This is a genomic window from Chitiniphilus shinanonensis DSM 23277, from assembly GCF_000374805.1.
GTDB lineage: Bacteria > Pseudomonadota > Gammaproteobacteria > Burkholderiales > Chitinibacteraceae > Chitiniphilus > Chitiniphilus shinanonensis.
In genome coordinates, this window is the sequence record NZ_KB895335.1 from 275,059 (window position 1) to 300,550 (window position 25,492).

A 25,492-nucleotide genomic window follows, 5' to 3' on the forward strand; every position below is an offset into this window, starting at 1 on the left:
TCTCTCTATTGCTTTCTATTGCTTGGCCAATCCGGCCAGGGCGCGGCGGCGTTGCTGCCGGCAGCCCAGGCAGCGTACGGCGCTGGAATACACGTAACCCTTGGCGGTCTCGTACCACCATTGCTGTTGTTCGGCCGTCCAGACCTGGTGGGCGCCGCAATCGCGACAGGTGAACGCCAGGTCCACGTAGTAGCCGCGTATCACGAAATCCGGCCAGCCGTAGCTGTTGTACGGCGCCAGTTGCGCCGCATCGACCGTGACCGCGCCCTTGGGGCGGGGCTGGGGCGGCGGGATGCGTGCCGCGGCCGCCTGATCCCGCTTGAGTTTGCGCTGCGCCATGATGGCGGCGCGTTTTTGTTTTCCGCTTTGCATCATGTTTTCCTCAGCGCCCGACGGAAACCGTTCCGCCGGGCGTCGCTATACCTTCAGTTTCACCAGTCCGTTCAACAACTGGTCCAGACCACCGAACACGGAGATCCGATCGATGCGTTCGGCCAGGCGCTCCAGCGTTTCCAACTCCTTGAGCCGCAGCGCGGTGGGGTTGTCTTCCATCACCTTGGCGGTGTTCAGCAGCGAACGGGTGGCGCCGGTTTCCTCGCGGCGGCGGATCACGTTGGCCTGCGCCGCCTTTTCGGCCTCGACCACTTGCGCCAGCAGCGCCTTCATTTCGCCGGGCAGAACGATGTCCTTCACCCCCAGGCTGGCCACCCGCACGCCGAAACCGGCCAGTCGGGTAGCGACGTGCTGTCCCACCACGTCGTCGATCACCTGTTTGTTTTCCAGCAGTTCATCGAGCGTGCGGGTGCCCACGGCGGCGCGCAGTCCGAACTGCAACTCGCGGTAAACGTGTTCCAGCGGCTTGGGCAGGCGCGAGAACGCCAGTTCCACGTCGTCGAACAACCAGTTGGCCGCCAGGTTGATCCGCAGGCTGACCTTGTCACGGGTGAGGATTTCCTGGCCGGTGATTTCCATCGCCTGTAACCGGGTATCCACCAGATCGACCGCCACGTCGCGGTTGAAGCGCCAGTACGCATAGCGCCCCGGCTGCAACAGCGTCACGCGCTGACCGTTCACCCGCAGCACGCCCACCTGCCCATCCGGCACCAATACGTTCAGCACCGCGCCCAGGCCGACGATGGCCTTGCCGCGCAACGCCGGTTGCGCGATCCGCGCCAGCAGATCGGCCGGCACCGTCCAATCCTGCGTCAGATCGATGCGCTCGAAGCGTTGCGGCATCGCAGCCTTCCAGTACATCCGACGCGAACCGGGCGGCACGATCTCGACCAGGGTGTCGTTCTCGAAGCGCAGGCCGGCTTCGTTGTCGCCCAGATCGAACACGTCGAAGTGCTCGGCCACCACGGCCGGTTCGTACTGGCGCAGGTATTCGGCCAGCGGGTGTTCGAACAGCGCTTCGGTCAGCGGATAGGTGCAGGCGCTGAAGCGTGGGCGCAGCCCGGCGCGCAGATAGGTGCCGGGGTTCAACACGGCGACAAAGTCGCCATCGCGCAGCAGCAGCGCGCGTTCGTTCTTACGAACCAGGAATCGTTGCAGCATCATTTTTTCTTTTCCTTTTTTCAGTAGCGCCGTTGGCGGCGCAAAAGCCGGCGGGCGCGGGTCTGGCCGGGCCGTCGCATGACCAGCCGGGGGCCACTCGCATTGCGCCGGGCTGTCACGCGGACACCGTTGCCACCAGTGCCGCGCTCAGCGCAGAGCGCCTTGCGATGGGCTGCCGGGTGGCGATACGCCAGCCGGGCCAGACCCGCGGCAGTGTTGCCACCGCGCCGGGTACTTCGTTTGCACAACACCGGGAAGGTGTTTCGGGCGGGAGTCGAACCCGCTACACACGGCTTTTGGCCGTTGCTCTACCCATGAGCTTCCGAGGGAGCGACGTCGGGAATCGAACCCAGACGGGACACCAGTCGTCGCGCTGACTGTGCTTCGTTGCGGCGGTACACGCGGGATCGACCCACGATGCCTGCGTGCCGGTGCGGTATCTGAACCGCTTACCCCAGGGCGCACACCGTTGCGGCAGTCACCGATAGGGTTAGCGAAAGCCGTGCCAGGTGCTTGGCGATAAGCAAAAATCCACCAACTCTTTGTTTTTAATTGGTTTTAAATTCAACCGTCGCAGCCCGGCCATATGGCACCCCCGAAAATTCATATATCATCAGATCGTTTTTTATCTTTTCAGATAACCAATGAAGAAGACCGTGGTCATCGGCTTTGTCGGGACAGTGCTCGATTACGCCGGCAAGGGCGGGCAGCGCTGGGACAAGTGGCGGCCGAGCGTGGGGCTGTGTCAGCAGGACGATCTGCTGGTGGATCGGCTGGAGCTGCTGCACGACAGCCGCAGCCGGGGCCTGTTCGAACGCCTGCGCCAGGACATCGCCGCCGTCTCGCCCGGCACCGAGGTGCGCAGCGTGGAGATCAACCTGCGCAACCCCTGGGATTTCGAGGAGGTCTATGGCGCGCTGCACGATTTCGCGCGCGGCTATGCCTTCGACGCCGACCACGAGGACTACCTGATCCACATCACCACCGGCACCCACGTGGCGCAGATCTGCTGGTTCCTGCTGGCGGAGGCGCGCTACCTGCCGGCGCGGCTGGTGCAGACTTCGCCGCCGGTACAGCGCCGCGAGGAGGGCGTGGCCGGCAGCTACGCGCTGATCGATCTCGATCTCTCGCGCTACGACAAGATCGCCACCCGCTTCGCCCGCGAGCAGGCGGAAACGGTGTCGTTCCTCAAATCGGGCATCGCCACGCGCAATGCGCGCTTCAACCGGATGATCGAGCAGATCGAGCGGGTGGCGGTGCGCTCGAAGGCGCCGATGCTGCTGTGCGGCCCCACCGGTGCCGGCAAGTCGTTCCTGGCGCGGCGCATCTACGAACTGAAGAAGGCACGCCACCAGTTGAACGGGCGCTTTGTCGAGGTCAACTGCGCGACGCTGCGCGGCGACAACGCGATGTCGGCGCTGTTCGGCCATGTGCGCGGCGCCTTCACCGGTGCGCAGGCCGAGCGCGCGGGCCTGCTGCGCAGCGCCGACGGCGGGCTGCTGTTCCTGGACGAGATCGGCGAACTGGGGCTGGACGAGCAGGCGATGCTGCTCAAGGCCATCGAGGAGAAGCGCTTCTTTCCCTTCGGCAGCGACCGCGAGGCGGACAGCGATTTCCAGTTGATCGCGGGCACCATGCGCGATCTGGGGCAATGGGTGGCCAGCGGGCGCTTCCGCGAGGACCTGTACGCGCGGATCAACCTGTGGACCTACACCCTGCCGGGGCTGGCCGAGCGCGCCGAGGATCTCGAACCCAACCTGGAGTTCGAACTGGCGCGTTATGCCCGCGAATACGGCGAACAGGTGCGTTTCAACGCCGAGGCGCGTCACGCCTACCTGAAATTCGCCATGTCGCCCGACGCGGCATGGAGCGGCAACTTCCGCGAACTGTCGGCCTCGGTGACGCGGATGGCGACGCTGGCGGAGGCCGGGCGCATCACCGAGGCGGTGGTCGACGAGGAACTGGCGCGTCTGCGCCAGGGCTGGCGCACCCAGCGCGATTCGCCGTTGCGCGCCCTGATGGGCGAGCGCTTCGAGCAGCTGGACCTGTTCGACCAGTTGCAACTGGAAAGCGTGGCCGCCGTGTGCCGACAGGCCGCATCGCTATCCGACGCCGGGCGGCGGCTGTTCGGCGTCTCGCGCCAGGACAAGGCCAGACCCAACGACGCGGATCGGCTGCGCAAGTACCTGGCGCGCTACGACCTGAGCTGGCAGCAGCTGCATTCGTCCTAGTGCCAGCAGTCGGGCAGCGTGGCGCCGCCGCCACAGCACCACGCCGGGGGTCTCCGCCGTGGCGACGCCCTTCGCCGACCACGCCAAGCATGTCGGTGTAAGGTGGCCCAAGCCATTGTGCGCACCATTGATTATCGCCAAGACGGCTGCGGCCCCGACAATAGGCGGGCCATGACAACCGCTACCCATCACCGCCGCAAGCTCCGCGATGCAGAAGCGTGACCTCGAGAACACGGTGATTGGAGGGGTCGCGTAACGTTGCCAATGCAAAAATTTGCACGGTCGAACGACCGACGTCAGCCCCCCGTCATCCCTGCCTTGAAGGGCCTGGTGAATCGCGGTAGTCTCGAATCACCCCCTGCAAAACGACTCCCGCCATGCAACCGGCCGTTATCGCCGATATCGCGCACCTGATCAACGAGAGTGTCCGGCTCACCTACGCCGAACCGCACGCTTCGCTCAAGTTGGCCGAGCAGGCAAGCCGCCTAGCCCCTTCCTGTCCGGATCCATTGCTGGCGGCCACCGCGTGGCAACGCTATGGCAACATGCTGTTCGCCTTCGGCCAGATCCCCGAAGGGCAGATGGCCCACCTGAAAGCGCTGACCATCGCCGAGACCGAAGACCTGCGCGCGCTGCGCGGCGAACTGTTGCAGGAGCTGGCCGGCGCCTACTACACCCAGGGCAATTTCGACGAGGCGATCGACTACTGGGCGGATTGCCTGGAGGCCGACGCCGACTTCTCCACCGAAACGCGCATCTACGCCTACATCGGGCTGGGGCAGGTGTATTTCGCCCACGAGCAGTTCATGGCCGCACTGAGTCAGCACCTGAACGCACAGGCGCTCACCCGCGACCACATGACGCTGGAGTTGCGGGCTCGGGTGCTGATCAATCTGGCCGCGGACCAGATCGCGCTGCACCGCTGGGCCGACGCGGGCGAGACACTGGATCGGGCCTGGCCGCTGGCGCTGGAGGACGGACACAAGGAATACCAGGGCGAGATCCTGGTCTACCGCGCCGAAGTGGCGCTGGGCCTGGGCGATACTGCCACCGCCTGGCACTTCGTGGCGCAGGCCGAGCAGTTGCGCCGTGTCTGGCATTGGGGCGAAACCTCGGAGCTGATGCTCAAGTCGCGCATCCTGCTGGCCGAAGGCCGCGTCGATGCGGCGCTCCAGGCGATCCATCACGCGCTCGATCGTTCCAACGAGACCGGCACCGGCCACAAGACCTTCAAGGCCCACCACCTGCTGGCACAGATTTACCGCGAGCTGGGCGACCAGCCCGCGGCAGAACACCATCACCGGTTGTACCAGGAAGCCTACAAGCGCATCGTCAGTACCAGTTCATACAACAAGCTTCAGGCCCTGGAACAACGCCTCGCGCACTGAGTGCGGCGAACAAGACCAAGCGTGGCGGTTCTGGCAACACGTGCGAAACGCAGACAGTACAAGGCGTATGGCAAGTGAGCCCAACGCAGCCAGAAGGGTTTTGGCCGCACTGAACCGTGCCGTACTCCCAGCGTCGTACGGGGGGCGTCACGGCATCGATCGGGCAGCCCTGTGCGGCCCGACCCGAAACCGCTTTCACCGGGTATCGCACCGACGATGCCCGTGAGGCGTTGCCCCCGCGGAGCCCCATGATCTCGCCCGTTCCAGCCATCGCCCCCGCCGCCCCCATCAGCCCAGCGTGCCCTCCCGGCGCGCGTCTTGGGGGCCGACAAGGCGCGTGGTACGCTTCAGGCCTGCCCGCTGCCCGATCACGATGACCGACCTCCCCACCCTGCTGCAACGCGCCAGGAAGCTGGTGCACCATCAAAGCGCCGAAGCCATGGCCCTGGCCACCCAGGCGCGCCAGCTCGCCCAGGCCGAGCACGACGCCCGTGGCGAATCGCTGGCGCTGACCCTCTTCGCCCACGGCCTGTTCATGTTCGGCCGCTCGCACGAGGCGCAGGACACGCTGCTCGAAGCACTGGTACTGGGTGAACAGCAGGACATCGGCACCTCGCGGGGCGAAGCGTTGCAACTGGCGGCGCGGGTCGCCTATACGCTGGGCGACTACGATCGCGCCACCGATTGCTGGTGCGCGTGCATCGAGCTGGACGACAGCGGCATCGGCACCGCCGAACGCATCCAGGCCCACATCGGTCTGGGCCAGCTGCGTTACGCGCATCAGCACTTCGAGCTGGCGCTGGCGCATCACCAGCGCGCCGCCGAGCTGGCCGAAGCCTGCGACAACGTCTATCTGACCTGCACCAGCTTCATCAATATCGCGGCCGACCTGGTGCAACTGGGCCGCTCCGCCGAAGCGGTCGACATCCTGAAGAAGACGCTGCCGCTGGTGCGCGCCGACCAGAACTACCAGTTCGAGGCGGAGATCTTCGGCATGTTCGGCCAGATCCGCATGCAGGCCGGCGAGTACGAAGCCGCGCGCATGAGCCTGATGGTGGCGCTGAAGATCAACCGCCTGCACATCAATACCTGGGGCGAGGCGTCGGTGCTGCTGCGGCTGGGCCGGTGCAGCCTGGAGACCGACGAGCTGGAAATGGCCGCCGAGCAGTTCGAGCGGGCGCGCCTGTTGGCCGAGTCGATGGGCTCGCTGCCGCTGCTGGCCGAGCTGGAGCAATCGTTCGCCGAGCTGTACCTGCGTAGCGGCGATGCCGCCAGCGCCGCACAGCACCAGGCCCAGTACGAGCAGCTGCGGCAGAAGTTGTTGCAGCAGACGCAGTGCTCCCGTTTCGCCACGCTGGAGTTGAAGCTGCTGGAGTAGCAAAACTTTCCGCAGTCTGACTGTTTTTCCGCACTCCAACCCTCGATGCTGGCGGCATGTATGTAAACATACCGCCCTGCCGGCATCCAGCTGCAAGCGCTGTCTTGCCGCAGGGTTCGGCGAGGACTATCTTGGCGGATAGACCTTTCAACCCCCGCCGACCTTCAATGGATCAGTCCGCCCCTACCGTCGACGCCGTCGATGCGCTCAACGCCCAGGCGCGCGTGCTCTTCCATTCGCGCAGCGAGGAGAGCCGCGTCATCGCCGAACTGGCATGCAGGCATTCGGTGGTGTTGTCTTACAACAACGGCTTCGTGCAGGGCCTGATCAACGTCGCCATGGCGATCACCCTGCAAGGCGGCTATCTGGAAGCCGTGGCGATGATGCGCCACAGCCTCTACCTGGCGGAAACCTACGGCCTGCGCATCCCGGTGGCCGAGTGCATCCAGGAAATCGCTCGCTCCTACTACACCCTGGCCGACTACGACCGCGCCTTGCAGTACTGGGCGCAATGCCTGGACGTATCGCGCGACCACGCCGCACAGGAAAGCTACGTGCTGGCGCTGATCGGCATCGGCCAGATCTACTTCGCCCACCAGGATTTCGACACCGCGCTGCGCCACCACGAAAAGGCCCGCGACGCCCTGACGCCCGAAGTGCCCGAGCACCTGCACGCCATGGTGCCGATCAATATCGGCATGGACCTGCTGCAACTGCTGCGGCTGGACGAAGCACTGCACGAGCTGGAAATCGGCCTGAACCGCGCCCTGCACACCCGCAACCGCGAGTTCGAGGCCGACGCCCACCACGCCATCGGCCTGGTGCGACTGGCGCAGGGCCAGCCCGACCTGGCCGAACGCCATCTCTATATCGCCATCGACGTCTGCCAGCGCTTCGGCAAGCTGTGGGGCGAGGCCAACAGCCGCGTCGCGCTGGGCCGGGTGGAGCTGGCGCGCGGCCACCCGGTGGGCGCGATCCGCCATTTGCAGGAGGCGCGCGAACTGGCGTACCAGATCGGCGCGCAACACCTGATGCTGCAGGTGGAACTGCATTTCTCCACCGCGCAGGAAATGCTGGGCGAATACATGCTGGCGTTGCAGCACTTCAAGGTCTACCACGAGCGCCAGCTGGAAGTGATGCGCCAGACCTCGCCCTACAAGATGCAGGCGATGGAAATGCGCCTGGAGATCGAAAAAGCGCGGCTGGAAAACGACGGCCTCAAGAAGCAGCACGCCAGCCAGCGGCGCGAACTGCGTCGGGCCGAGCGCATGGCCAGCCAGGACAGCCTGACCGGCGTGCTCAACCGGCGCGGCCTGGAACGCCTGGGCAGCACGGTGTTCGGCCGCTGCCGCGAAGAGGCCACGCCGCTGGCCGCCCTGGTGCTGGACATCGACCACTTCAAGCAGGTGAACGACGAATTCGGCCATCTGGTCGGCGACAAGGTCCTGCGCCAGGTGGCGGCGCTGCTCAAGTCCGGCTGCCGCCAGGACGACGTGGTCGGGCGCTTCGGCGGCGAGGAATTCCTGGTACTGCTGCCCGGCCGAACCGTGCGCGACGCCGCCGACGTCGCCGAGCGTCTGCGCAGGCTGGTGGCCGAATGGGATTGGCTGCACCTGGCCGACGACCTGGCGGTCACCCTCAGCGTCGGCGTCGCCGAACGCCAGTACGAACTGACGCTGACCGAACTGATCGAGAGCGCCGACCAGCGGCTCTACGTCGCAAAAAGCGCCGGCCGCAACCGCATCGCCTGTTAGCCAACCCCGGCCATCGGGGTCGTCGCGCGGCATTCGACGCCCGCGCAACCGCCACCCCGCGCCGGCGGATCAACGCGACCTGGCTCAAAACCCTAGCGAAAATGAGGCTTTAGCCTCGGGGTTTTCCGATAAAATCGCGTTTCCGCACTGCACGATTTTTACCGAGAGCCCGTCCACGATATGGCCGATTCGATCCCCCAAGCCCAAGAGCGCCTGCGCGAGATTCCCTACAACTACACCTCGTTCTCCGACCGTGAGATCGTGGTCCGGTTGCTCGGGTCCGAGGCCTGGCGCGTGCTCGACGAATTGCGCCAGGAACGCGTCACCGGCCGTTCCGCACGCATGCTGTTCGAGGTACTGGGCGACATCTGGGCGGTCAAGCGCAACCCGTACCTGCAGGACGACCTGCTGGACAACGCCAAGCGGCTCAAGCTGCTGGTCGAGGCGCTGCACCATCGCCTGGGCGAGATCGACAAGCGCCGCCAGGGCAACGAAAAGGTCGGCGTGCTGGTCAAGCGCGGCCGCGAGGCGGTGGACAGCTTCGAGCGCGAATTCCGCGATACCGCCGCGCTGCGCCGCAAGGTGATCAAGCGCATGGCGCCGCACACCCGGCGCGACAACATCTGCTTCGACGGGCTGGCGCGCGTCAGCCACGTCACCGACGCCACCGACTGGCGCGTGGAATACCCGTTCGTCGTGCTGTCGCCGGATACCGAAGCCGAGATGGCGCCGCTGGTGGCCGCCTGTATCGAACTGGGGCTGACAGTGATCCCACGCGGCGGCGGCACCGGCTACACCGGCGGCGCCGTGCCGCTGACGCCGATGTCGGCGGTGATCAACACCGAGAAGCTCGATCGCCACAATGGCGTCGAGTTCATGCACATCGCGGGGCGCGACGAGCAGGTCGCCACCATCCAGTGCGGCGCCGGCGTGGTCACCCGCCGCGTGATGGAAGCCGCCGAAAGCGCGGGCCTGGTATTCGCGGTCGACCCCACCTCAGCCGACGCCTCGTGCATCGGCGGCAACGTGGCGATGAACGCCGGCGGCAAGAAGGCCGTACTGTGGGGCACCGCGCTCGACAACCTGGTCAGCTGGAAGATGGTCGACCCGGACGGCAACTGGAAATTCATCGAGCGGCTGGATCACAACCTGGGCAAGATCCACGACGCCGAACACGCCACCTTCCGCATCACCACCTACAAGCCCGACGGCAAGACCCGCCTGGGCGAGGAAACGCTGGTGGTGCCGGGCGCGCGCTTCCGCAAGGAAGGGCTGGGCAAGGACGTCACCGACAAATTCCTGGCCGGCCTGCCCGGCGTGCAGAAGGAAGGCACCGATGGCCTGATCACCTCGGCCCGCTTCATCCTGCACCGCATGGCGGAACATACCCGCACCGTCTGCCTGGAGTTCTTCGGCGAAGTCAGCCGCGCCGTGCCGTCGATCGTCGAAATCAAGGATTACCTCGACGCCCATCCCGCCGTGCAGCTCGCCGGCCTGGAGCACCTGGACTGGCGCTACGTGCGCGCGGTCGGCTACGCCACCAAGGCCAAATCCAAGGGCCGGCCCAAGATGGTGCTGATCGCCGACCTGGTGTCGGACGACGAAGCCGCCGTCGGCGAGGCCGCCAGCCAGGTGGTGCGGCTGGCCAACGCCCGCAGCGGCGAAGGCTTCATCGCCGTCTCGGCCGAGGCGCGCAAGAAATTCTGGCTGGACCGCGCCCGCACCGCGGCCATCGCCAAGCACACCAATGCCTTCAAGATCAACGAAGACGTGGTGATCCCGCTGCCGCGCCTGGGCGAATACTCGGACGAGATCGAGCGCATCAACATCGAATTGTCGATCGCCAACAAGATCGAACTGCTCGACCGCCTGGCCGACTTCTTCACCCACGGCCAGTTGCCGCTCGATCTGGCCGATTCGCCGATCAGCCGCGAAGCCCTGATCGGCGAGCGCCGCGAAGCCGCGCTGGCGCTGGTCTACAACGTGCGCGACCGCTGGAGCTGGCTGCTGGAGAACCTGGACGGCGCCTTCGAGAGCTATACCGCGCAATACCCGGACGCCCCGCTGGAATCCACTGTCGGCACCGAAAACATGCCGCAGAGCGTCTATCACGCGCTGCGCGACTTCATGCTGCGCGTGTCGTGGAAGCGCGAGGTCTACGCCCAGCTGGAGCCGCTGTTCGCCGACCGCAACAGCAAGCCGGTGCTGGACGCGATCCAGGCGCTGCACCAGAAGGTGCTCAAGGGCCGCACCTGGGTGGCGCTGCACATGCACGCAGGCGACGGCAACGTCCACACCAACATCCCGGTGAACTCGGACGACTACGACATGCTGCAACGCGCCCACCACGCGGTGGCGCGCATCATGGCGGTGGCGCGCCGCCTGAACGGCGTGATCTCGGGCGAGCACGGCATCGGCATCACCAAGTACGAATTCCTCACCCGCGAGGAACTGGCGCCGTTCGAAGCCTACAAGCGCCAGGTCGATCCCGAGGGCCGCTTCAACAAGGGCAAGCTGTTGCCCGGCTCGGATCTCACCAACGCCTACACCCCGTCGTTCAGCCTGCTGGGCGCCGAATCGCTGATCCTCGAACAATCGGACATCGGCGCGATCTCGGATTCGATCAAGGATTGCCTGCGCTGCGGCAAGTGCAAGCCCGTGTGCACCACCCACGTACCGCGCGCCAACCTGCTGTACAGCCCGCGCAACAAGATCCTGGCCACCGGCCTGTTGACCGAAGCCTTCCTCTACGAGGAACAGACCCGGCGCGGCATCTCGTTCCGTCACTTCGAGGAACTGGCAGACGTGGCCGACCACTGCACGGTCTGCCACCGCTGCGTGAATCCCTGTCCGGTGAAGATCGATTTCGGCGACGTATCGGTGGCGATGCGCAACTTCCTGCGCAAGGAAGGCAAGAAGCCGTTCAACCCCGGCACCGCCCTGGGCATGGCATTCCTGACGATCAAGGACCCGGCCACCATCAAGCTGCTGCGCGCAGGCATGATCCAGGTAGGCTACAAGGCCCAGCGCCTGGGCCATACCCTGGCCAAGCGCTTCGGCCTGATCCGCGGCATCACCAAACAACCGCCGGCCACGCTGGGCAAGGCGCCGATCAAGGCCCAGGTGATCCACTTCATCAACAAGCCGCTGCCCGCCAAGGTGCCGGCCAAGACCGCGCGCGGCCTGCTCGATATCGAGGACAGCGCCATCGTGCCGGTGATCCGCGATCCGGAGCGCCTGCAGGAGGAATCGGAAGCCGTGTTCTACTTCCCGGGCTGCGGCTCGGAGCGGCTGTTCTCGCAGGTGGGACTGGCCACCCAGGCCATGCTGTGGCACGTCGGCGCCACCACGGTGCTGCCGCCGGGCTACCTGTGCTGCGGCTACCCGCAGACTTCCAGCGGCTTCGCCGACAAGGGCGAGAAGATCACCACCGAGAACCGGGTGCTGTTTCACCGGGTGGCCAACACGCTCAACTACCTGGACATCAAGACCGTGGTGGTATCGTGCGGCACCTGCATGGATCAGCTGATGAAGTACCAGTTCGAGCAGATCTTCCCCGGCTGCCGCCTGATCGACATCCACGAGTACCTGATGGAGAAGGGCGTGAAGCTGGAGGGCGTGGACGGCGTGCGCTACATGTACCACGAGCCGTGCCACACCCCGATGAAGCAGTACAAGGGCATCGATGTCGCCAACACGCTGATGGGCAGCAAGGTCGATCTGAACGACCGCTGCTGCGGCGAATCGGGCACCTTCGCCGTGGCCCGTCCGGACATCTCGACCCAGGTGCGCTTCCGCAAGCAGGAAGAGATGCAGCAGGGTGCGGACAAGCTGCGCGCCGAATCGGGCGAGCAGACCCAGGTGAAGATCCTGACCTCGTGCCCGTCGTGCCTGCAGGGCCTGTCGCGCTACAACGACGACTCGCACACCGAGGCCGACTACATCGTGATCGAGATCGCCAAGCACGTGCTCGGCGAGGACTGGCAACAACGCTACGTGGAACAGGCACGCGACGGTGGCATCGAGCGCGTTTTGCTGTAGTTGCGAGGCTTTGCGGGCGGCCCGCCAATAAGCGGGCTGCTTACGTCCGTCGTAGACGGTCGGGCCCCGTCACCGGGGTTCCCCTGATTGTTTCTGGTTCGCGCTTGTTTATAATCCCTGAAAAATCAGGAAAGGGTAATGCAAAGCGTTTGCGAGCTATGTACCTCAATGGGCGGGGAACGCGTGTGGCAGGATGACTTCTGCCGCGTGGTACTCGTAGACGATCCAGCATATCCCGGTTTTACTCGCGTCATTCTGAACCGCCACGTCGCCGAACTCAGCGACCTGGACAGTGCGGAGCGTCAGCGGCTGATGAATGTAGTGACTGCCGTCGAGCGTGTGGTGCGGGATGTCTTGCACCCTGACAAAATCAATCTTGCCAGTCTGGGAAACATGGTGCCGCATCTGCATTGGCACGTGATCCCGCGATGGCAAGGCGATCGGCATTTCCCCAGCCCGGTCTGGGCCGAACCCCGCCGTCCGAGCGCCGTGCCACCCGTCTCCGAAGAGATGCTCGGCATGCTGCGCCAGCGGCTTAGCCTGCTCGAGCCATAATGGATTCGGAAAACCTGCCCTCCTATCGCGGCGCCGCGTCGCCGCCGTTCACCGATGCCCGGTCGGCCAAAAGCTGGATGCAGCTGCTGCCGCTGATCAATGCCCCGGTTGCCCATAACGAACTCACCGAAGCGCTGACGCTGTTGAACAACAGCGGCATCACGCCCTACGAATCGCTCAAGATCCTGGAACTGTTCCGCGAAGGGATCCACATGGTCCAGACCGCGCTCACCGAGCGCTTCCTGGGCCGCGCCGTGCCCTTCGGCCAGGATGAACAGAACGCCTGGCAGCAGGTGGTCGGCATGTGGGCGCTGCTGCGCGACGCCTATGCCCGTTGCTGGCACGCCGCGCTGGACGGTCAGGCCGATGCCGTCGACCACCACGCGCTCGCCGCCGAGCGCACCCTGCGCTACCAGTGCCTGGTGATGCGCGAGCACCTGCTGGCCTACAAGCCGGTTCCGCCCGAGCAGTGGCAGGCGCTGTACGGCTACTACACGCTGGCCGACAAGGCCGGCGTGGCCGAAAAGCCCGCCAAGGACAGCATGCTCAAGGTGGCCGGCGTGGCCGCACCCGAGAACGTGTTCGTCCATACGCTGCTGCTGGCCGGCGCCAGCCCCTACCACTTCACCGCGCGGCAGATCCTGTGGCTGGACGAGCGCCTGCCGGCATTCGCCCAGCGCGCACCGCTGGAGCGCGAAGCACGCGCCCTGCCGGGGCGCGGCAGCCTGCAGATCGACTTCGCCTCGCCGTCGGCGCCCCGCCGCATCGAGCCGCGCCTCTCCGGCGATACGGTGCGCGAGATCGATACCTACCAGCTGGCGCAGGCGCTGTCGCGCCGCATCAAGTTGCTGCGCAACGGCGAGAACCCGGAAAAACTCGGCCTGGGCGAGCAGTTCCCGTCCAGCGCGGTGGAATCGCTGCTGACCGATCTCTACCGCACCTGGTGCGAACAGCCGACCGAGCGCATCCACCCGCGCGCCGACGGCAACCGCACCATCGATGTGATCTTCGGCCTGTCACGCCAGCACCTGGCGGTCGGCAAGGGCAGCTTCGCGCTGCCCACCGACGGTCCGCAGGAACTGGCCGGCGACGATCTGGTGCGGATGCAGTTGTTCGGCCGCACCCAGACGCTCCAGACCGCCACCGCCTCGGCCGAACTGGCGCCGCACGAAACCTGGTGGCTGCGCAACGAAAGTCCGCAGGGCATGCAGTTGTCGCGCAAGGCCACGCCGGGCCATCGCGTCGCGTTGCAGCAGCTGCTGGCGGTGTCCATCGCCAACCGCTACTACGTCGGCACCGTGCGCTGGCTGCAACAGGAAGGCGACCAGATCGTGATCGGTGTGCGCCTGCTGCCGGGGCAGCCGCATTCGGCGGCGGTGCGCCCGGTGGACCTGGTCCACGCCGGCCGCCGCGGCTGGACCGAGGGCCTGGCGCTGCCCGCCACGCCGACGCTGCGTTCGCCCGCGTCGCTGATCCTGCCGGTGGGCTGGTTCCGACCCGGCCGGCTGGTCGAGTGGTGGGATGGCGAAAGCACCCGCAAGCTGCGCCTGGAATCGGCGCTGGAACGCGGTGTCGATTACGAGCGCGTGCACTACGTGCTGGCGGGCCAGACCCGCTGAGGTATCGTCCCCGCAAAAAAGCCCCGCACAAGCGGGGCTTTTTGTTGCCGTCGCAAAACGACGTTCAAGCCGTTTGCTTCGCGCCATCGCAGCCGGCCAACGCCAGCAGCGCCGCTTCGTCCACCTCGTCGATCTGCTCCGGCGGCAGGAACTCGCGCGCGTAGTCCAGCCATACCCGCTCGCGGACGAACACTTCGAACAGATCGATATCCACGTGCTGCTCGCGCGCCATCCGCGCCAGGATGGTCAGTGCCTGCGACAGCTGCATGCCCGGCTTGTATGGCCGGTCGCGCGCGGTCAGCGCCTCGAACACGTCGGCGATGCCCATCACCCGCGCCGGCACGCTCATCTGGTCGCGGGTCAGGCCGCGCGGGTAGCCGCGCCCGTCCATGCGCTCGTGGTGGCCGCCGGCGTATTCCGGCACCACCGCCAGCCGGCGCGGCCACGGCAGCGATTCCAGCATGCGAATGGTGACGTCGATGTGGTGGTTGATGACCTGTCGCTCGGCGGCGGTCAGCGTGCCGCGTCGGATCGACAGGTTCTCCTGCTCGTCGTCGTCGAGGAACGGCACCTCGCCCTGCGGGCCGTGCCAGGTCCAGCGGGCGATCTCGGCCACCCGCGCCACATCGGCGTCGGACATCGCCTCGCCGCCGACATTGCAGCGGTGCAGGAACGCCTGCGCATCGTCCAGCCCGGCCAGCCGCGCGCGGTAGGCCGCCTCGTCCAGATGGCCTTCCAGCTGCGCGATGCGCGCGTCGCGGCGCAACACCTCGAAGCGGGTGTCGATCAGCGCGATGCGGTCGAACAGCGTGTGCAGCTTGGTCGCCTTGTCGATCACGTGCACCGGGGTGGTGATCTTGCCGCAGTCGTGCAGCAGGCCGGCGATCTTCAGCGCATAGCGGTCGGTGTCGTCCATGTCGAACGCGGCCAATGGCCCTTGCCGGGTACGCACGGCGGCCTCGGCCAGCATCATGGTCAGCACCGGCACCCGCTGGCAGTGGCGGCTGGTGTAGGGCGATTTGTCGTCGATGGCCAGGTTGATCAGGCCGATGAACGATTCGAACAACGCCTTCAGCGACTGGATCAACTGCTGGTTGGTCAGCGCCACCGCCGCCTGCGACGCCAGCGATTCCACCAGGTGGGTGTCGTCGGCATCGAACGCGCGGATCCGCCCCGCGTCGTCGAGGGCGTTGATCAGTTGCAGCACGCCGAGCAGCTCGCCCTGGCGGTTCTTCATCGGCACGCTGAGGAACGACTGCGAGCGGTAGCCCAGGTCGGCGTCGAAGGCGCGGGTGCCGGAGAAGTCGTAGCCTTCGGCGATGTAGGCATCGTCGATGACGATGGTGCGGTCCTGGTTGGCCGCGCAGGCCACCACGTTGTTCAGGTTGGGCGTGCCGTCGGGATGCGCCAGCGGCACCGGCGGCAATCCCACCGGCACCCCGCTGGTGCCGCCCACCTTGCGGCCGAGTCGGTCGGTGATGGCGATCTCGAAGTGCAGCGCGCCATCCCGCACGATGTAGAGCGTGCCGGCGTCGGCATTGGCCAGCTCCTTGGCGGCCATCAGGATGGCTTCGGTCAGCCGCGCGATGTCCGATTCGCCCGATAGTGCGATCCCCACCGCGTTCAGCTTCTCCAGCCGCTCGCGCAGGGCATCCCGATCGAGCTGCGGGCGATGGGGCGGAACAGCCATGACGTCTCCTTGGGTGGCCCGGCGATGCCGGGCGCTGGCGAGTGGCTAACCAGCGTAGCGGCTCCGGCCGGAAGCGCGAAGCGCGGCCGGAGGGGCGTTGCCGGCTGCGCTCAAAACTGGATGACCTGCCCCTGCTCCAGCCGGGCAATGCGATAGCCCGCGCCCTGCTCCAGCACTTCGCGCATGGTCAGCGCATGGTCGGCCGGCTTCAAGTGGGTGATCAGGACTTCGACCGCCTCGGGACGCGCCAGCTGCGCCAGCGCGCCGACCAGCAGGCGCGGCGAAAAATGCTTGGACAGGCGGGCCAGCCCTTCCTCGCGGTCGGCGAACGCGGTTTCCACGATCAGGGTGCGCAGGTTGTCGATGGCGTTCAAGGCACGCCAGAACTCGGGGCTGTCGGTGGTGTCGCCGGAGAACACCAGCGTGGCGGCGCCGGAATCGAAGGCGTAGGCGACGGCGGGCACGGTATGCAACACCGGCAGGGCGGTGATGCGGCAGCCGTCCACTTCGCGCGTTTCGCCGATCTCCATCGCCGCGAAACGCAGCATGGCGGCCTCGGGGCTGGGAATGGCGCTGAAATCGGGCCAGATGGCCCAGTTGAACACGTGGTCGCGCAGTACCTGCAAGGTGGCGCGGTTGGCGTGCACCGTCACCGGCCGGTCGCGCAGGCCGAGCACGTTGTCGAGCATCATCGGCAGGCAGGCGATGTGGTCGAGATGCGCGTGGGTAAGGAAGACCTGGTCGATCCGCGCCATCTCGTCGACGGTCAGGTCGCCGACGCCGGTGCCGGCGTCGATCAGGGTCCGCTCGCCCAGCAGCATCGAGGTGGTGCGGTTCGTGCCGCCGATGCCGCCGCTGCAGCCGAGAATACGAAGTTGCATGGTGTTCCGATGAAGATGAAGAATCGGGCGCGATCCGCGCCCGATTCCATTGTGGCCGAGCAACGCCCGGCCGGCGTCGAGCCGCATCACACGCCGCCAGACGGCGTGCGATGACGCTCAATCGCGGATGAAGAACGCCATTTTCACGCCCATCAGCTCGATCAGGTCCTCGTCGCGCAGCGGCTGCGCCGTGGTGCCGATGTCGCGGCCGTTGACCAGCGGAGTGCGCTCGCCCTCGACGTGGACCAGCACGTAGCCCTGCTGGCGCTTGCTGATCACCGCCACCTGCGCGCCGGCGCGGCCCAGGGTGGTGGCCGGCTTGTTGAGCAGCACCTCGCGGCCGATGTTGGGCCCGGTCAGGACCTTGACCACGCCCATCGGGCCGCCTACCTGGGCAGCGGCCGGCACCGAGACGCTGGGCGCGGCCGGGCGCGGGGCCGGTTGCGCCGCCGCCGGGCGCGTGGCCACCGGCGCGGTGGACGGCCGGGTGGTGACCACCGCTGCGGCGCGCGGCGCGGGCGGCGGTATCGGCCGGGTCGGCGCCTGCAACATCATGGTCTTCTCGAAGTCCTCGCCGCCGTCGGCGTCCTGCCAGAACTTGAGCTGGTACTTGCCGACGACGATCTCGTCACCGTCGTTGAGCAACTGGCGCTGCACCGGCTTGCCGTTGACCAGCGTGCCGTTGGTGCTGCCCAGGTCCTCGATGAACACGTCGCGGCCGACGCGGTTGAACATGGCGTGTTCGCCCGACACCGCCAGGTTCTCGATCTGGATATCGTTGCTGGGACGGCGCCCGACCGTGGTCCGGTCGCGCACCAGCCGCACTTCCTTGATTACATTGCCATCCAGGCAAAGCAGGACTCTCGCCATCATCTTCTCCGGCCTTGGCGGCCTTGTTTCTTATCTTTTGTCCCGGCCGCCGCCCAGCAGCGACGAGACTTTCTGCCACAACGCGCCGCGCGCCGGGAACGGCCGCTTGACCTCGATCAGCAGCACCGACACGTTGTCGCGCCCCCCCGCCGCGTTGGCGCGCTCCACCAGTCTGGCCACCGCCAGCGACAGATGACCGCGCAGATCGTCGAGCACCTCGGCGATCTCGGCGTCCTCCAGCATGTCGTTCAGGCCATCGGAGCACAACAGGTACAGGTCGCCCACCTGCACCGCATAGCCGTGCAGCTCGGCCTCGACCGCCGGGTCGATGCCGACGGCACGCGTCACCAGGTTCTTGTTGAGCGACAGCCGTGCCTCCTCGGGGCTGATCAGGCCGCTGTCGATCTGCTCCTGGAGGAACGAATGATCGCGCGTCAATTGGGCCAGCACACCGTCGCGCAACCGGTAGCAGCGCGAATCGCCGACGTGCGCCACCATCACCTGGTCGTCGAAGAACAGCGTGGCGACCAGCGTGGTGCCCATGCCGGCGCATTGCGGCTGGGATTGAGCGGTGCCGTGGATGGCGCTGTTGGCCAGGAACACCGACTCTTCCAGCACGGTGCGGGCATGCGGCACGCCGCGCCGGTCCAGCACCGCGGCGTCGCGCGTCGCCAAGCCCTCGCGCACGGTGTGCAGCATCATCTCGATGGCGATGCCGCTGGCCACCTCGCCGGCGTTGTAGCCGCCCATGCCATCGGCGAGCACGGCGAAGCCCAGCGCGGCGTCGAAGCCCAGCGCGTCCTCGTTGTGATCGCGGATCAGCCCGGGATCGCTCGCCCCGTCCATCCGCAGCGACCGGCTCAGGTCAACCATGCGCAGCCCTCTCCTTGAGTCCGGCTTCCAGCTTGGCGCACGACGCGGCGAAGTGGGCGCCGCTCTGGAACCGGGCTTCGATGTCTTTGGCCAAGGCCTTCATCGTGATGGCTGCCAGCATGCCAGGAATATGCGGGTTGAGCTTGCGCGGATCGGTGGGCGAATCGTTGGCGATGCGGTACATCAATTCGGCCATCGATTCACCGTTGAACGGCAGGTGGCCGGTGCAGAGCTGGTACAGCATCACGCCGAGCGAGAACAGGTCGGAACGGCCATCGATCTTCTTGCCGGACAACTGCTCCGGCGACATGTACGACGGTGTGCCCAGCACCATGCCGGTGCGGGTGCGGCTGGCGTCGGTGATGCGGGCGATGCCGAAGTCGGTGACCTTGACCTGCCCGCTCTCGCGCTCGTACATCACGTTGGCCGGCTTGATGTCGCGGTGGACCACCGCCGCCTTGTGCGCGTAATCCAGCGCCTCGGCCACTCGGCGCACGATGCCCACCGCTTCGGCCAGCGGCAGCAACTGCCCGGGATGGGTGTACTGGGTAAGGTCGGCGCCCTTGAGGAATTCCATCGCGATATAGGCGAGGTCGTGTTCCTCGCCGGCGTCGTAGATGGTGACGATGCTGGGGTGGTTGAGCCGGCCGGCGGTCTCGGCCTCGCGGAAGAAGCGCTGGCGCGCTTCTTCCAGCATGTCGGACTCGAACTCCTGGCTGAGCGCCATGGTCTTGATCGCCACCACCCGGCCGATCTTGGGATCGCGCCCCTGGTAGACCACGCCCATCGCGCCCTTGCCCAGTTCCTTTTCCACGCGGTAGCGGCCGAGCATCGGCTTTTCCACGTCGCCGCCGGCCAGCAGCAGGGTGCCGCCCTTGTCGCCGCGCCCCAGCAGCACCGTCTCGGCCATCTGCTTGGCGCGCTTCAGCTTTTCCTTCAGATCGCGGTAGCCCGGGTCGTGCCGCGCCATGTGGCGGTAGACGTTCTCCGCCTTGTTGAACTGGCGCTTGCGCTCGAAATCGAGCGCCAGGTTGTACAGCGGCTCCATCAGGTCGTCCGACAGCGGCACGCGGCGGAACTTGTCGAACGCCAGGTCGAGCTGGCCCTGCCCCTGGAACGCCAGCCCCAGCATGCGGTTGGATTCGGCCGATTCGGCGGCGCTCTTCTGACCCTGTTCCTCGGTCATCAGGTAGCGCTTGGTGGTGAGCACCGCGTGCCCCAGCAGCAGCAGCGCGGCGGGCGCCACCAGCGGCACCCACAGCATGCCCTGCACCATCAGCGCGAACTGCGCCGCCAGCAACACCAGCAGCACGCCCGCGGTGATCGCGGCGGCGGGCGCCGCCCCCAATCGCGGCAGTCCGGCGACCAGGTACAGCGCCACCAGCAGCAGCGCGCCCCACTTGACCCAGGCCGCCCACGGGGGGCTGGTGTAGTAGTGCTGTTGCAACAGCGCCGACACGCCGTTGGCCGCCACCAGCACCGACGGCGTGGCCGCCGAGGCGGGCGTGACGTACAGCGTGCCCACGCCGAGCGCGGTGGCACCGATCAGCACTGTCTTGCCGCGATATTTCTCGGGCGCGATCTTGCCGGCGTACACGTCGTAGAACGAATCGACCGGGAAGGCGTCGGCGCCGTCGCGGCTGTAGAAGTAGGGCAGGAAGGTGCTGTCGGCGTCGGTCGGCAACTGCACGTTGCCCAGGGTCAGCGAGCGCCCCAGGTCGAGAGCGATGCGGTCGGTGCCCAGGTTGAGCGTGCGCGCGGCCACCGCCAGCGGCCAGGTGGGATAGATCGCGCCGAAATAGCGCACCGCCAGCGGCATCCGCCGCACCACGCCGTCGTCGTCCGGCACCAGCAGTTCGCCCGCGGTCAGCGCGGCGGCAGCGCCGATGCGCGGGATCGGCGGAATGGCGGCATCCACCGGCAGCGGCCAGCCGTGGGCGGGGTCGCCACCCGGCTCCAGCTCGGTGCGCGCGACGAAGTCCGGCAGCGGTTTATCCGGCTCGCCCTGCCCTTCGCCCAGCCGGAGCTGCATGGGCAGCACCAGGTTGCCGGCGTTGCGCATGCTGCGCGCCAGCTGGCTGTCCACGTCGAGCGCACCCAGCGCATGCTCGACCTGCTCGCCGAAGCCGGAGGGATAGGCCTCGGGGTTCTGGTGGAAGCGCTGCTCGAACTGCCGCAGATAAGGCAGGCCGCGATCCTGCTGCGGCTCGGTGAAGAACACCGTGGAGGCGATCACCTTGGCGCCGCCCGCCGCCAGCTTGTCGATCAGCCGAGCGTGCACTTCGCGCGACCACGGCCAGCGACCGATGTTGTCCAGGCTTTGCTGGTCGATGGCGATCACGGCGATCCGCGGATCGGGCGCCCGTTCGGTCATCCGCATGCCGGCGTCGTAGGTGCGCGCCTCCAGCCAGCCCGACCACGGCGTGGCCCATGCCAGCACCAAGTAAGCAAGCACGACGGCCAGTGCGACCAGGCTGTCGCGGCGCCACCATGTACGACTCATCCCCAAAACCCTGCCGGTATCCGATTTTTGCTAATGCTACTCTCGAAGGCAGTGCCAACGTTTGTTTGAATCAGTCAACCTGAGGTAATTGTGACGCAAACCGCACGCTGACAGGACGAACGTCGTTTCAGGGGATATCGGCGTAACCCATGCGGCGCTGGATGATGGCGGTCTTGCGCGCCAGGCGGCGATCACCCCGATGGGTATCGTAATAACGAGGGTTGGTCACCATGGCCGCCAGACGGGCGGCTTCATAGCTGGACAAACGGGCGGCCCCCTTGCCGTAGTAGTGCCGCGATGCGGCCTCGGCGCCGAACACACCGTCGCCCCATTCGATGGAATTGAGGTAGATCTCGAAGATGCGCCGCTTGTCGAGCACGCCTTCGAGCATCACCGTGATCAGCGCTTCCTCCAGCTTGCGCCACGGGGTGCGCCGGCCGGACAGGAACAGGTTCTTCGCCAGTTGCTGGCTGATGGTCGAGCCGCCGGCGACGATGCGGCCCTTCTTCAGGTTCTTCTCCCAGGCGGTCTGGATGCCTTCCCAGTCGAAGCCGTCGTGTTCGAGGAACTTGGCGTCCTCGCTGGCGACCAGCGCGCGCTTCAGGTTGTTGGAGATCCGGTCGTAGGGCACCCAGCGGTGGCGCAGTTCGGCGTCGGGGTCCTCCTGGCGCAGCCGCTCCAGCTGCTGGTCCATGAACGCCGTCTCGGACGGGTTGAACCAGCGCCAGGCCAGCACGTGGCCGAAGATCCACAGGTTCCACAGCAGGAACACGGCCAGCAATGCCAGCAGTGCCCGCTTCACCCACCAGCCGAAGGTTTTGTTGTTGGTACTCACGGCAGCGCCATCGTCTTGGAACGGCGGCGATTATGCGACTGGCTTAGAGCCTGTTCAAAGTCTTTTCGCGGCAGCGCCGGCCCGGCCCCAAGGGTTCGGGGCATTGCCGGCGCGCTGCTGCGTTGCACGCCGCTCACGGTATTCATACCGCAGCGCGTCCTGCGCCTTGCCGCACACCGGCACTGCCCCGAACGCTGTCGCGAAAAGACTTTGAACAGGCTCTTAGCCCGGAGGGCGTGACAGTGCGTTACAGTGCGCCGCGCATCTGAGCCAGCACCGGCGCCACGTCCGGGCGGTGGCCGGTCCACAGCGCGAACGCCTCGGCCGCCTGGCCCACCAGCATGCCCAGCCCGTCGACCCGGCGCGCGACGCCGGCGGCACGGGCCTGCGCCAGGAAGGCGGTCTCTTCCTTGCCGTACATCATGTCGTAGGCCAGCGCGCCGGGTGCGAACACGCCGTCGGGCAATGGGATCGCGGCGCCGCCCAAGCTGGCCGAGGTGGCGTTGACCACCACGTCGAAGGCGCCGGCGAGGTCGGCGAAGGCGCTGGCGCTCAGCGGCGCCGGCAGGCGCGGTGCGAACTCGTCCACCAACGCGTGCGCCTTGTCGACGCTGCGATTGGCCAGCACGATGGCGGCCGGACGTGCCTCCGCCAACGGCAACAGCACGCCGCGCGCGGCGCCGCCGGCCCCCAGCAGCAGCACGCGCCGTCCCGCCAGTTCGCCGTGGCGCAGCAGGTCGGCCACCAGCCCGGCGCCATCGGTGTTGTCGCCCAGCAGGCGGCCGTCGGCGCCGATCCGCAGGGTGTTCACCGCGCCGGCCGCCGCGGCGCGCGGCGTCAGGCTGTCGGCCAGGCGGAACGCCTCTTCCTTGAACGGCACCGTCACGTTGCAGCCGCCCGCCCCTGTCTCCACCAACTGCCGCACGGTGGCGGCGAAACCGTCCAGCGGCGCCAGCAGGCGCTCGTAGCTGAAGTCGACCAGCCCGAACTGGGCGGCGAAGGCGGCGTGGATCTGCGGCGATTTGCTGTGGGCGATGGGGTTGCCGATGACGAAGTAGCGCATGGGACGGTGCTGCATGAAGTGAAAGGCGGCCAGCGTGTCACGCCTGCCGCCCGAAAGCGAGGCCCAGGGGGCAAAGGACGGATCGAGCGGCCGGATTCAGCCCTGCACCCAGGGCAGGCCGGCGGCGCGCCAGCCGTTCACGCTGTTGCGATGCTGGCCTTCGTCCTTGTCGCCCTCGAAACCTTCCAGGATGTTGTACGCCTCGCTGTAGCCATGGGTGGCCGCCAGCTCGGCCGCGTCGTGGCTGCGCGCGCCGGAGCGGCACAGGAACAGCACCACGTCCTGGGTATCCACCTTGGTTTTCAGTTGGGTGAGGAAATCGGGGTTGAGCGACATCTCAGGGAAGCGCTTCCATTCGATCAGTTCGGCACCGGGCACCACGCCGACGAACTGCCACTCGGCGGCGGTGCGCACGTCGACGATGCGGGTGGTGGGCAGGGTCCGCGCCAGTTGATAGGCCTCGGCCGGGGTGACCGCGCCGGAATAAGGCAGGCCCAGCTGCGCTCCGCGCTCGCGGGCGCGTTTCAGGATCTCGGTGGCTTCGCTCATGTCGGCTCCAGATGAAATATGACGCAAATGCGAATGAGGCATTCTAGCGCGGACGCTCCGACCGGGTGCGACGCACCAATATGGTGCATCAACATGGGGCGGCGCACCCTTTGCGCGCACGTCCAAAACGACTCAGGAGCCGCAAGCGTTTGTGGCACAATGGTTCGTCTCGCGCACAGGCGCTGGCACGATTTCTGCTTCAGGATGGTCCATCCCGCGCCGACCCGGCGTCACGGGTCAGAAAAATCATCAATCCTTATTCAGCAAGGAGTTTCAAGATGTCGGCAGCCGACGTTCTCAAGTTGATTCAGGAAAACGACATCAAGTTCGTGGACCTGCGTTTCACCGACACCATCGGCAAGGAGCAGCACGTGACCGTGCCGGCCCACGTGGTGGACGAGGAGTGGTTCACCAACGGCCACGCCTTCGACGGCTCGTCGATCACCGGCTGGAAGGGTATCCAGGCTTCCGACATGCTGCTGATGCCGGATCCGGCCACTGCCAACATCGATCCGTTCTTCGACGAACCGACCGTGTTCCTGACCTGCGACGTGATTGAGCCGGATACCGGCAAGGGTTACGACCGCGATCCGCGTTCCATCGCCAAGCGCGCCGAAGCCTACCTGAAGGCTTCCGGCCTGGGCGACACCGCCTACTTCGGCCCGGAACCCGAATTCTTCATCTTCGACGGCGTGCGCTGGGGCGTGGACATGTCCGGCTGCTTCCTGAAGATCGATTCGGATGAAGGCGCCTGGGCCACCGCCAGCGATACCGAAGGCGGCAACATGGGCCACCGTCCGCGCGTCAAGGGCGGCTACTTCCCGGTTCCGCCGGTCGATAGCCACCAGGACATCCGCGCCACCATGGTGCTGGTGCTCGAAGAGCTGGGCGTGCCGGTCGAAGTGTTCCACCACGAAGTGGCGAACGCCGGCCAGAACGAAATCGGCACCAAGTTCAGCACGCTGACCAAGCGCGCCGACTGGACCCAGATCCTGAAGTACGTGGTGCACAACGTGGCGCACCAGTACGGCAAGACCGCCACCTTCATGCCCAAGCCCATCGTCGGCGACAACGGTTCCGGCATGCACGTGCACCAATCGGTGTGGAAGGACGGCAAGAACCTGTTCGCGGGCAACGGCTACGCCGGCCTGTCGGACTTCGCCATCTACTACATCGGCGGCATCATCAAGCACGCCAAGGCGCTGAACGCCATCACCAACCCGGGCACCAACTCGTACAAGCGTCTGGTTCCGCACTACGAAGCTCCGGTGAAGCTGGCCTATTCCGCCCGCAACCGTTCCGCCTCGATCCGCATTCCGCACGTGGCGTCGGACAAGGGTCGCCGCATCGAAGCGCGCTTCCCGGATCCGCTGGCCAACCCGTACCTGGCCTTCTCCGCCCTGCTGATGGCCGGCCTGGACGGCGTGCAGAACAAGATCCACCCGGGCGATCCGGCCGACAAGAACCTGTACGACCTGCCGCCGGAAGAAGACAAGCTGATCCCGACCGTCTGCGCATCGCTGGAAGAAGCCCTCGATTCGCTGAACGCGGATCGCGAGTTCCTGACCCGTGGCGGCGTGTTCACCAACGAATGGATCGACTCGTACATCGAACTGAAGATGAACGAAGTCAATCGCATCCGCATGACCACGCACCCGGTCGAATTCGACATGTACTACAGCCTGTAATCAGGCCATCCGGCACCCGC

Annotated in this window: 18 protein-coding genes; 8 read left to right on the top strand and 10 right to left on the bottom strand. The window is 66.5% G+C overall.

Annotation, left to right across the window (positions count from 1 at the left end; genetic code table 11):
- Window positions 1-15: 15 nt before the first annotated feature.
- Complete coding sequence (locus C556_RS0103220) at window positions 16-372, bottom strand: zinc-ribbon domain-containing protein (protein ID WP_018746791.1); 357 nt, start codon at window positions 370-372, stop codon at window positions 16-18.
- 45 nt (window positions 373-417) lie between these two features.
- The gene (locus C556_RS0103225) at window positions 418-1,557 is read right to left on the bottom strand and encodes a slipin family protein (RefSeq protein WP_018746792.1); all 1,140 of its coding nucleotides are present in this window, start codon (window positions 1,555-1,557) and stop codon (window positions 418-420) included.
- A 641-nt stretch (window positions 1,558-2,198) separates the two neighbouring features.
- Between C556_RS0103225 and rtcR the strand changes: the two genes are divergently transcribed.
- The 7 genes from rtcR (at window position 2,199) to C556_RS0103265 (ending at window position 14,520) form a co-directional block, all read left to right on the top strand.
- The gene (gene rtcR, locus C556_RS0103235; protein WP_018746793.1) at window positions 2,199-3,785 is read left to right on the top strand and encodes an RNA repair transcriptional activator RtcR; all 1,587 of its coding nucleotides are present in this window, start codon (window positions 2,199-2,201) and stop codon (window positions 3,783-3,785) included.
- Window positions 3,786-4,162: 377 nt separating this feature from the next.
- Window positions 4,163-5,173: a tetratricopeptide repeat protein gene (locus C556_RS0103240; protein ID WP_018746794.1), complete on the top strand. Its 1,011-nt coding sequence runs from the start codon at window positions 4,163-4,165 to the stop codon at window positions 5,171-5,173.
- Between the two features lie 373 nt (window positions 5,174-5,546).
- Window positions 5,547-6,551 (top strand): tetratricopeptide repeat protein, encoded by a 1,005-nt coding sequence (locus C556_RS0103245; protein WP_018746795.1) that lies wholly within the window; start codon window positions 5,547-5,549, stop codon window positions 6,549-6,551.
- A 167-nt stretch (window positions 6,552-6,718) separates the two neighbouring features.
- The gene (locus C556_RS0103250) at window positions 6,719-8,305 is read left to right on the top strand and encodes a tetratricopeptide repeat-containing diguanylate cyclase (protein WP_018746796.1); all 1,587 of its coding nucleotides are present in this window, start codon (window positions 6,719-6,721) and stop codon (window positions 8,303-8,305) included.
- 180 nt (window positions 8,306-8,485) lie between these two features.
- Window positions 8,486-12,346, top strand: a complete 3,861-nt coding sequence (locus C556_RS0103255; RefSeq protein ID WP_018746797.1) for a DUF3683 domain-containing protein — start codon at window positions 8,486-8,488, stop codon at window positions 12,344-12,346.
- A gap of 138 nt (window positions 12,347-12,484) precedes the next feature.
- Window positions 12,485-12,901, top strand: coding sequence for an HIT family protein (locus tag C556_RS22065; protein ID WP_083930320.1), 417 nt, complete (start codon window positions 12,485-12,487; stop codon window positions 12,899-12,901).
- On the top strand, window positions 12,901-14,520 hold the full coding sequence (locus C556_RS0103265; protein ID WP_018746799.1) for a cyclic-di-GMP receptor FimW-related protein: 1,620 nt from the start codon (window positions 12,901-12,903) through the stop codon (window positions 14,518-14,520). Before C556_RS22065 ends, C556_RS0103265 begins: the two co-directional genes overlap by 1 nt.
- A 64-nt stretch (window positions 14,521-14,584) precedes the next feature.
- Here the strand turns inward: C556_RS0103265 and C556_RS0103270 are convergent, their stop codons facing one another.
- The 8 genes from C556_RS0103270 to C556_RS0103305 form a co-directional block, all read right to left on the bottom strand.
- Complete coding sequence (locus C556_RS0103270; RefSeq protein ID WP_018746800.1) at window positions 14,585-16,210, bottom strand: HD family phosphohydrolase; 1,626 nt, start codon at window positions 16,208-16,210, stop codon at window positions 14,585-14,587.
- A gap of 110 nt (window positions 16,211-16,320) precedes the next feature.
- A complete protein-coding gene (locus tag C556_RS0103275; RefSeq protein WP_018746801.1) occupies window positions 16,321-17,091 on the bottom strand; it encodes a 3',5'-cyclic-nucleotide phosphodiesterase in 771 nt (256 codons plus the stop codon).
- 117 nt (window positions 17,092-17,208) lie between these two features.
- The gene (locus C556_RS0103280) at window positions 17,209-17,961 is read right to left on the bottom strand and encodes an FHA domain-containing protein (RefSeq protein WP_026262767.1); all 753 of its coding nucleotides are present in this window, start codon (window positions 17,959-17,961) and stop codon (window positions 17,209-17,211) included.
- 30 nt (window positions 17,962-17,991) lie between these two features.
- The gene (locus C556_RS0103285; RefSeq protein ID WP_018746803.1) at window positions 17,992-18,834 is read right to left on the bottom strand and encodes a Stp1/IreP family PP2C-type Ser/Thr phosphatase; all 843 of its coding nucleotides are present in this window, start codon (window positions 18,832-18,834) and stop codon (window positions 17,992-17,994) included.
- On the bottom strand, window positions 18,827-21,337 hold the full coding sequence (locus C556_RS0103290; RefSeq protein ID WP_018746804.1) for a CHASE2 domain-containing serine/threonine-protein kinase: 2,511 nt from the start codon (window positions 21,335-21,337) through the stop codon (window positions 18,827-18,829). Before C556_RS0103290 ends, C556_RS0103285 begins: the two co-directional genes overlap by 8 nt.
- A 127-nt stretch (window positions 21,338-21,464) precedes the next feature.
- Window positions 21,465-22,172 (bottom strand): monofunctional biosynthetic peptidoglycan transglycosylase, encoded by a 708-nt coding sequence (mtgA, locus tag C556_RS0103295; protein WP_018746805.1) that lies wholly within the window; start codon window positions 22,170-22,172, stop codon window positions 21,465-21,467.
- Between the two features lie 247 nt (window positions 22,173-22,419).
- A complete protein-coding gene (gene aroE, locus C556_RS0103300; protein WP_018746806.1) occupies window positions 22,420-23,235 on the bottom strand; it encodes a shikimate dehydrogenase in 816 nt (271 codons plus the stop codon).
- 96 nt (window positions 23,236-23,331) lie between these two features.
- Window positions 23,332-23,784, bottom strand: a complete 453-nt coding sequence (locus C556_RS0103305; protein ID WP_018746807.1) for a rhodanese-like domain-containing protein — start codon at window positions 23,782-23,784, stop codon at window positions 23,332-23,334.
- Window positions 23,785-24,062: 278 nt separating this feature from the next.
- Between C556_RS0103305 and glnA the strand changes: the two genes are divergently transcribed.
- Complete coding sequence (glnA, locus tag C556_RS0103310) at window positions 24,063-25,472, top strand: glutamate--ammonia ligase (protein WP_018746808.1); 1,410 nt, start codon at window positions 24,063-24,065, stop codon at window positions 25,470-25,472.
- Window positions 25,473-25,492 lie beyond the last annotated feature (20 nt).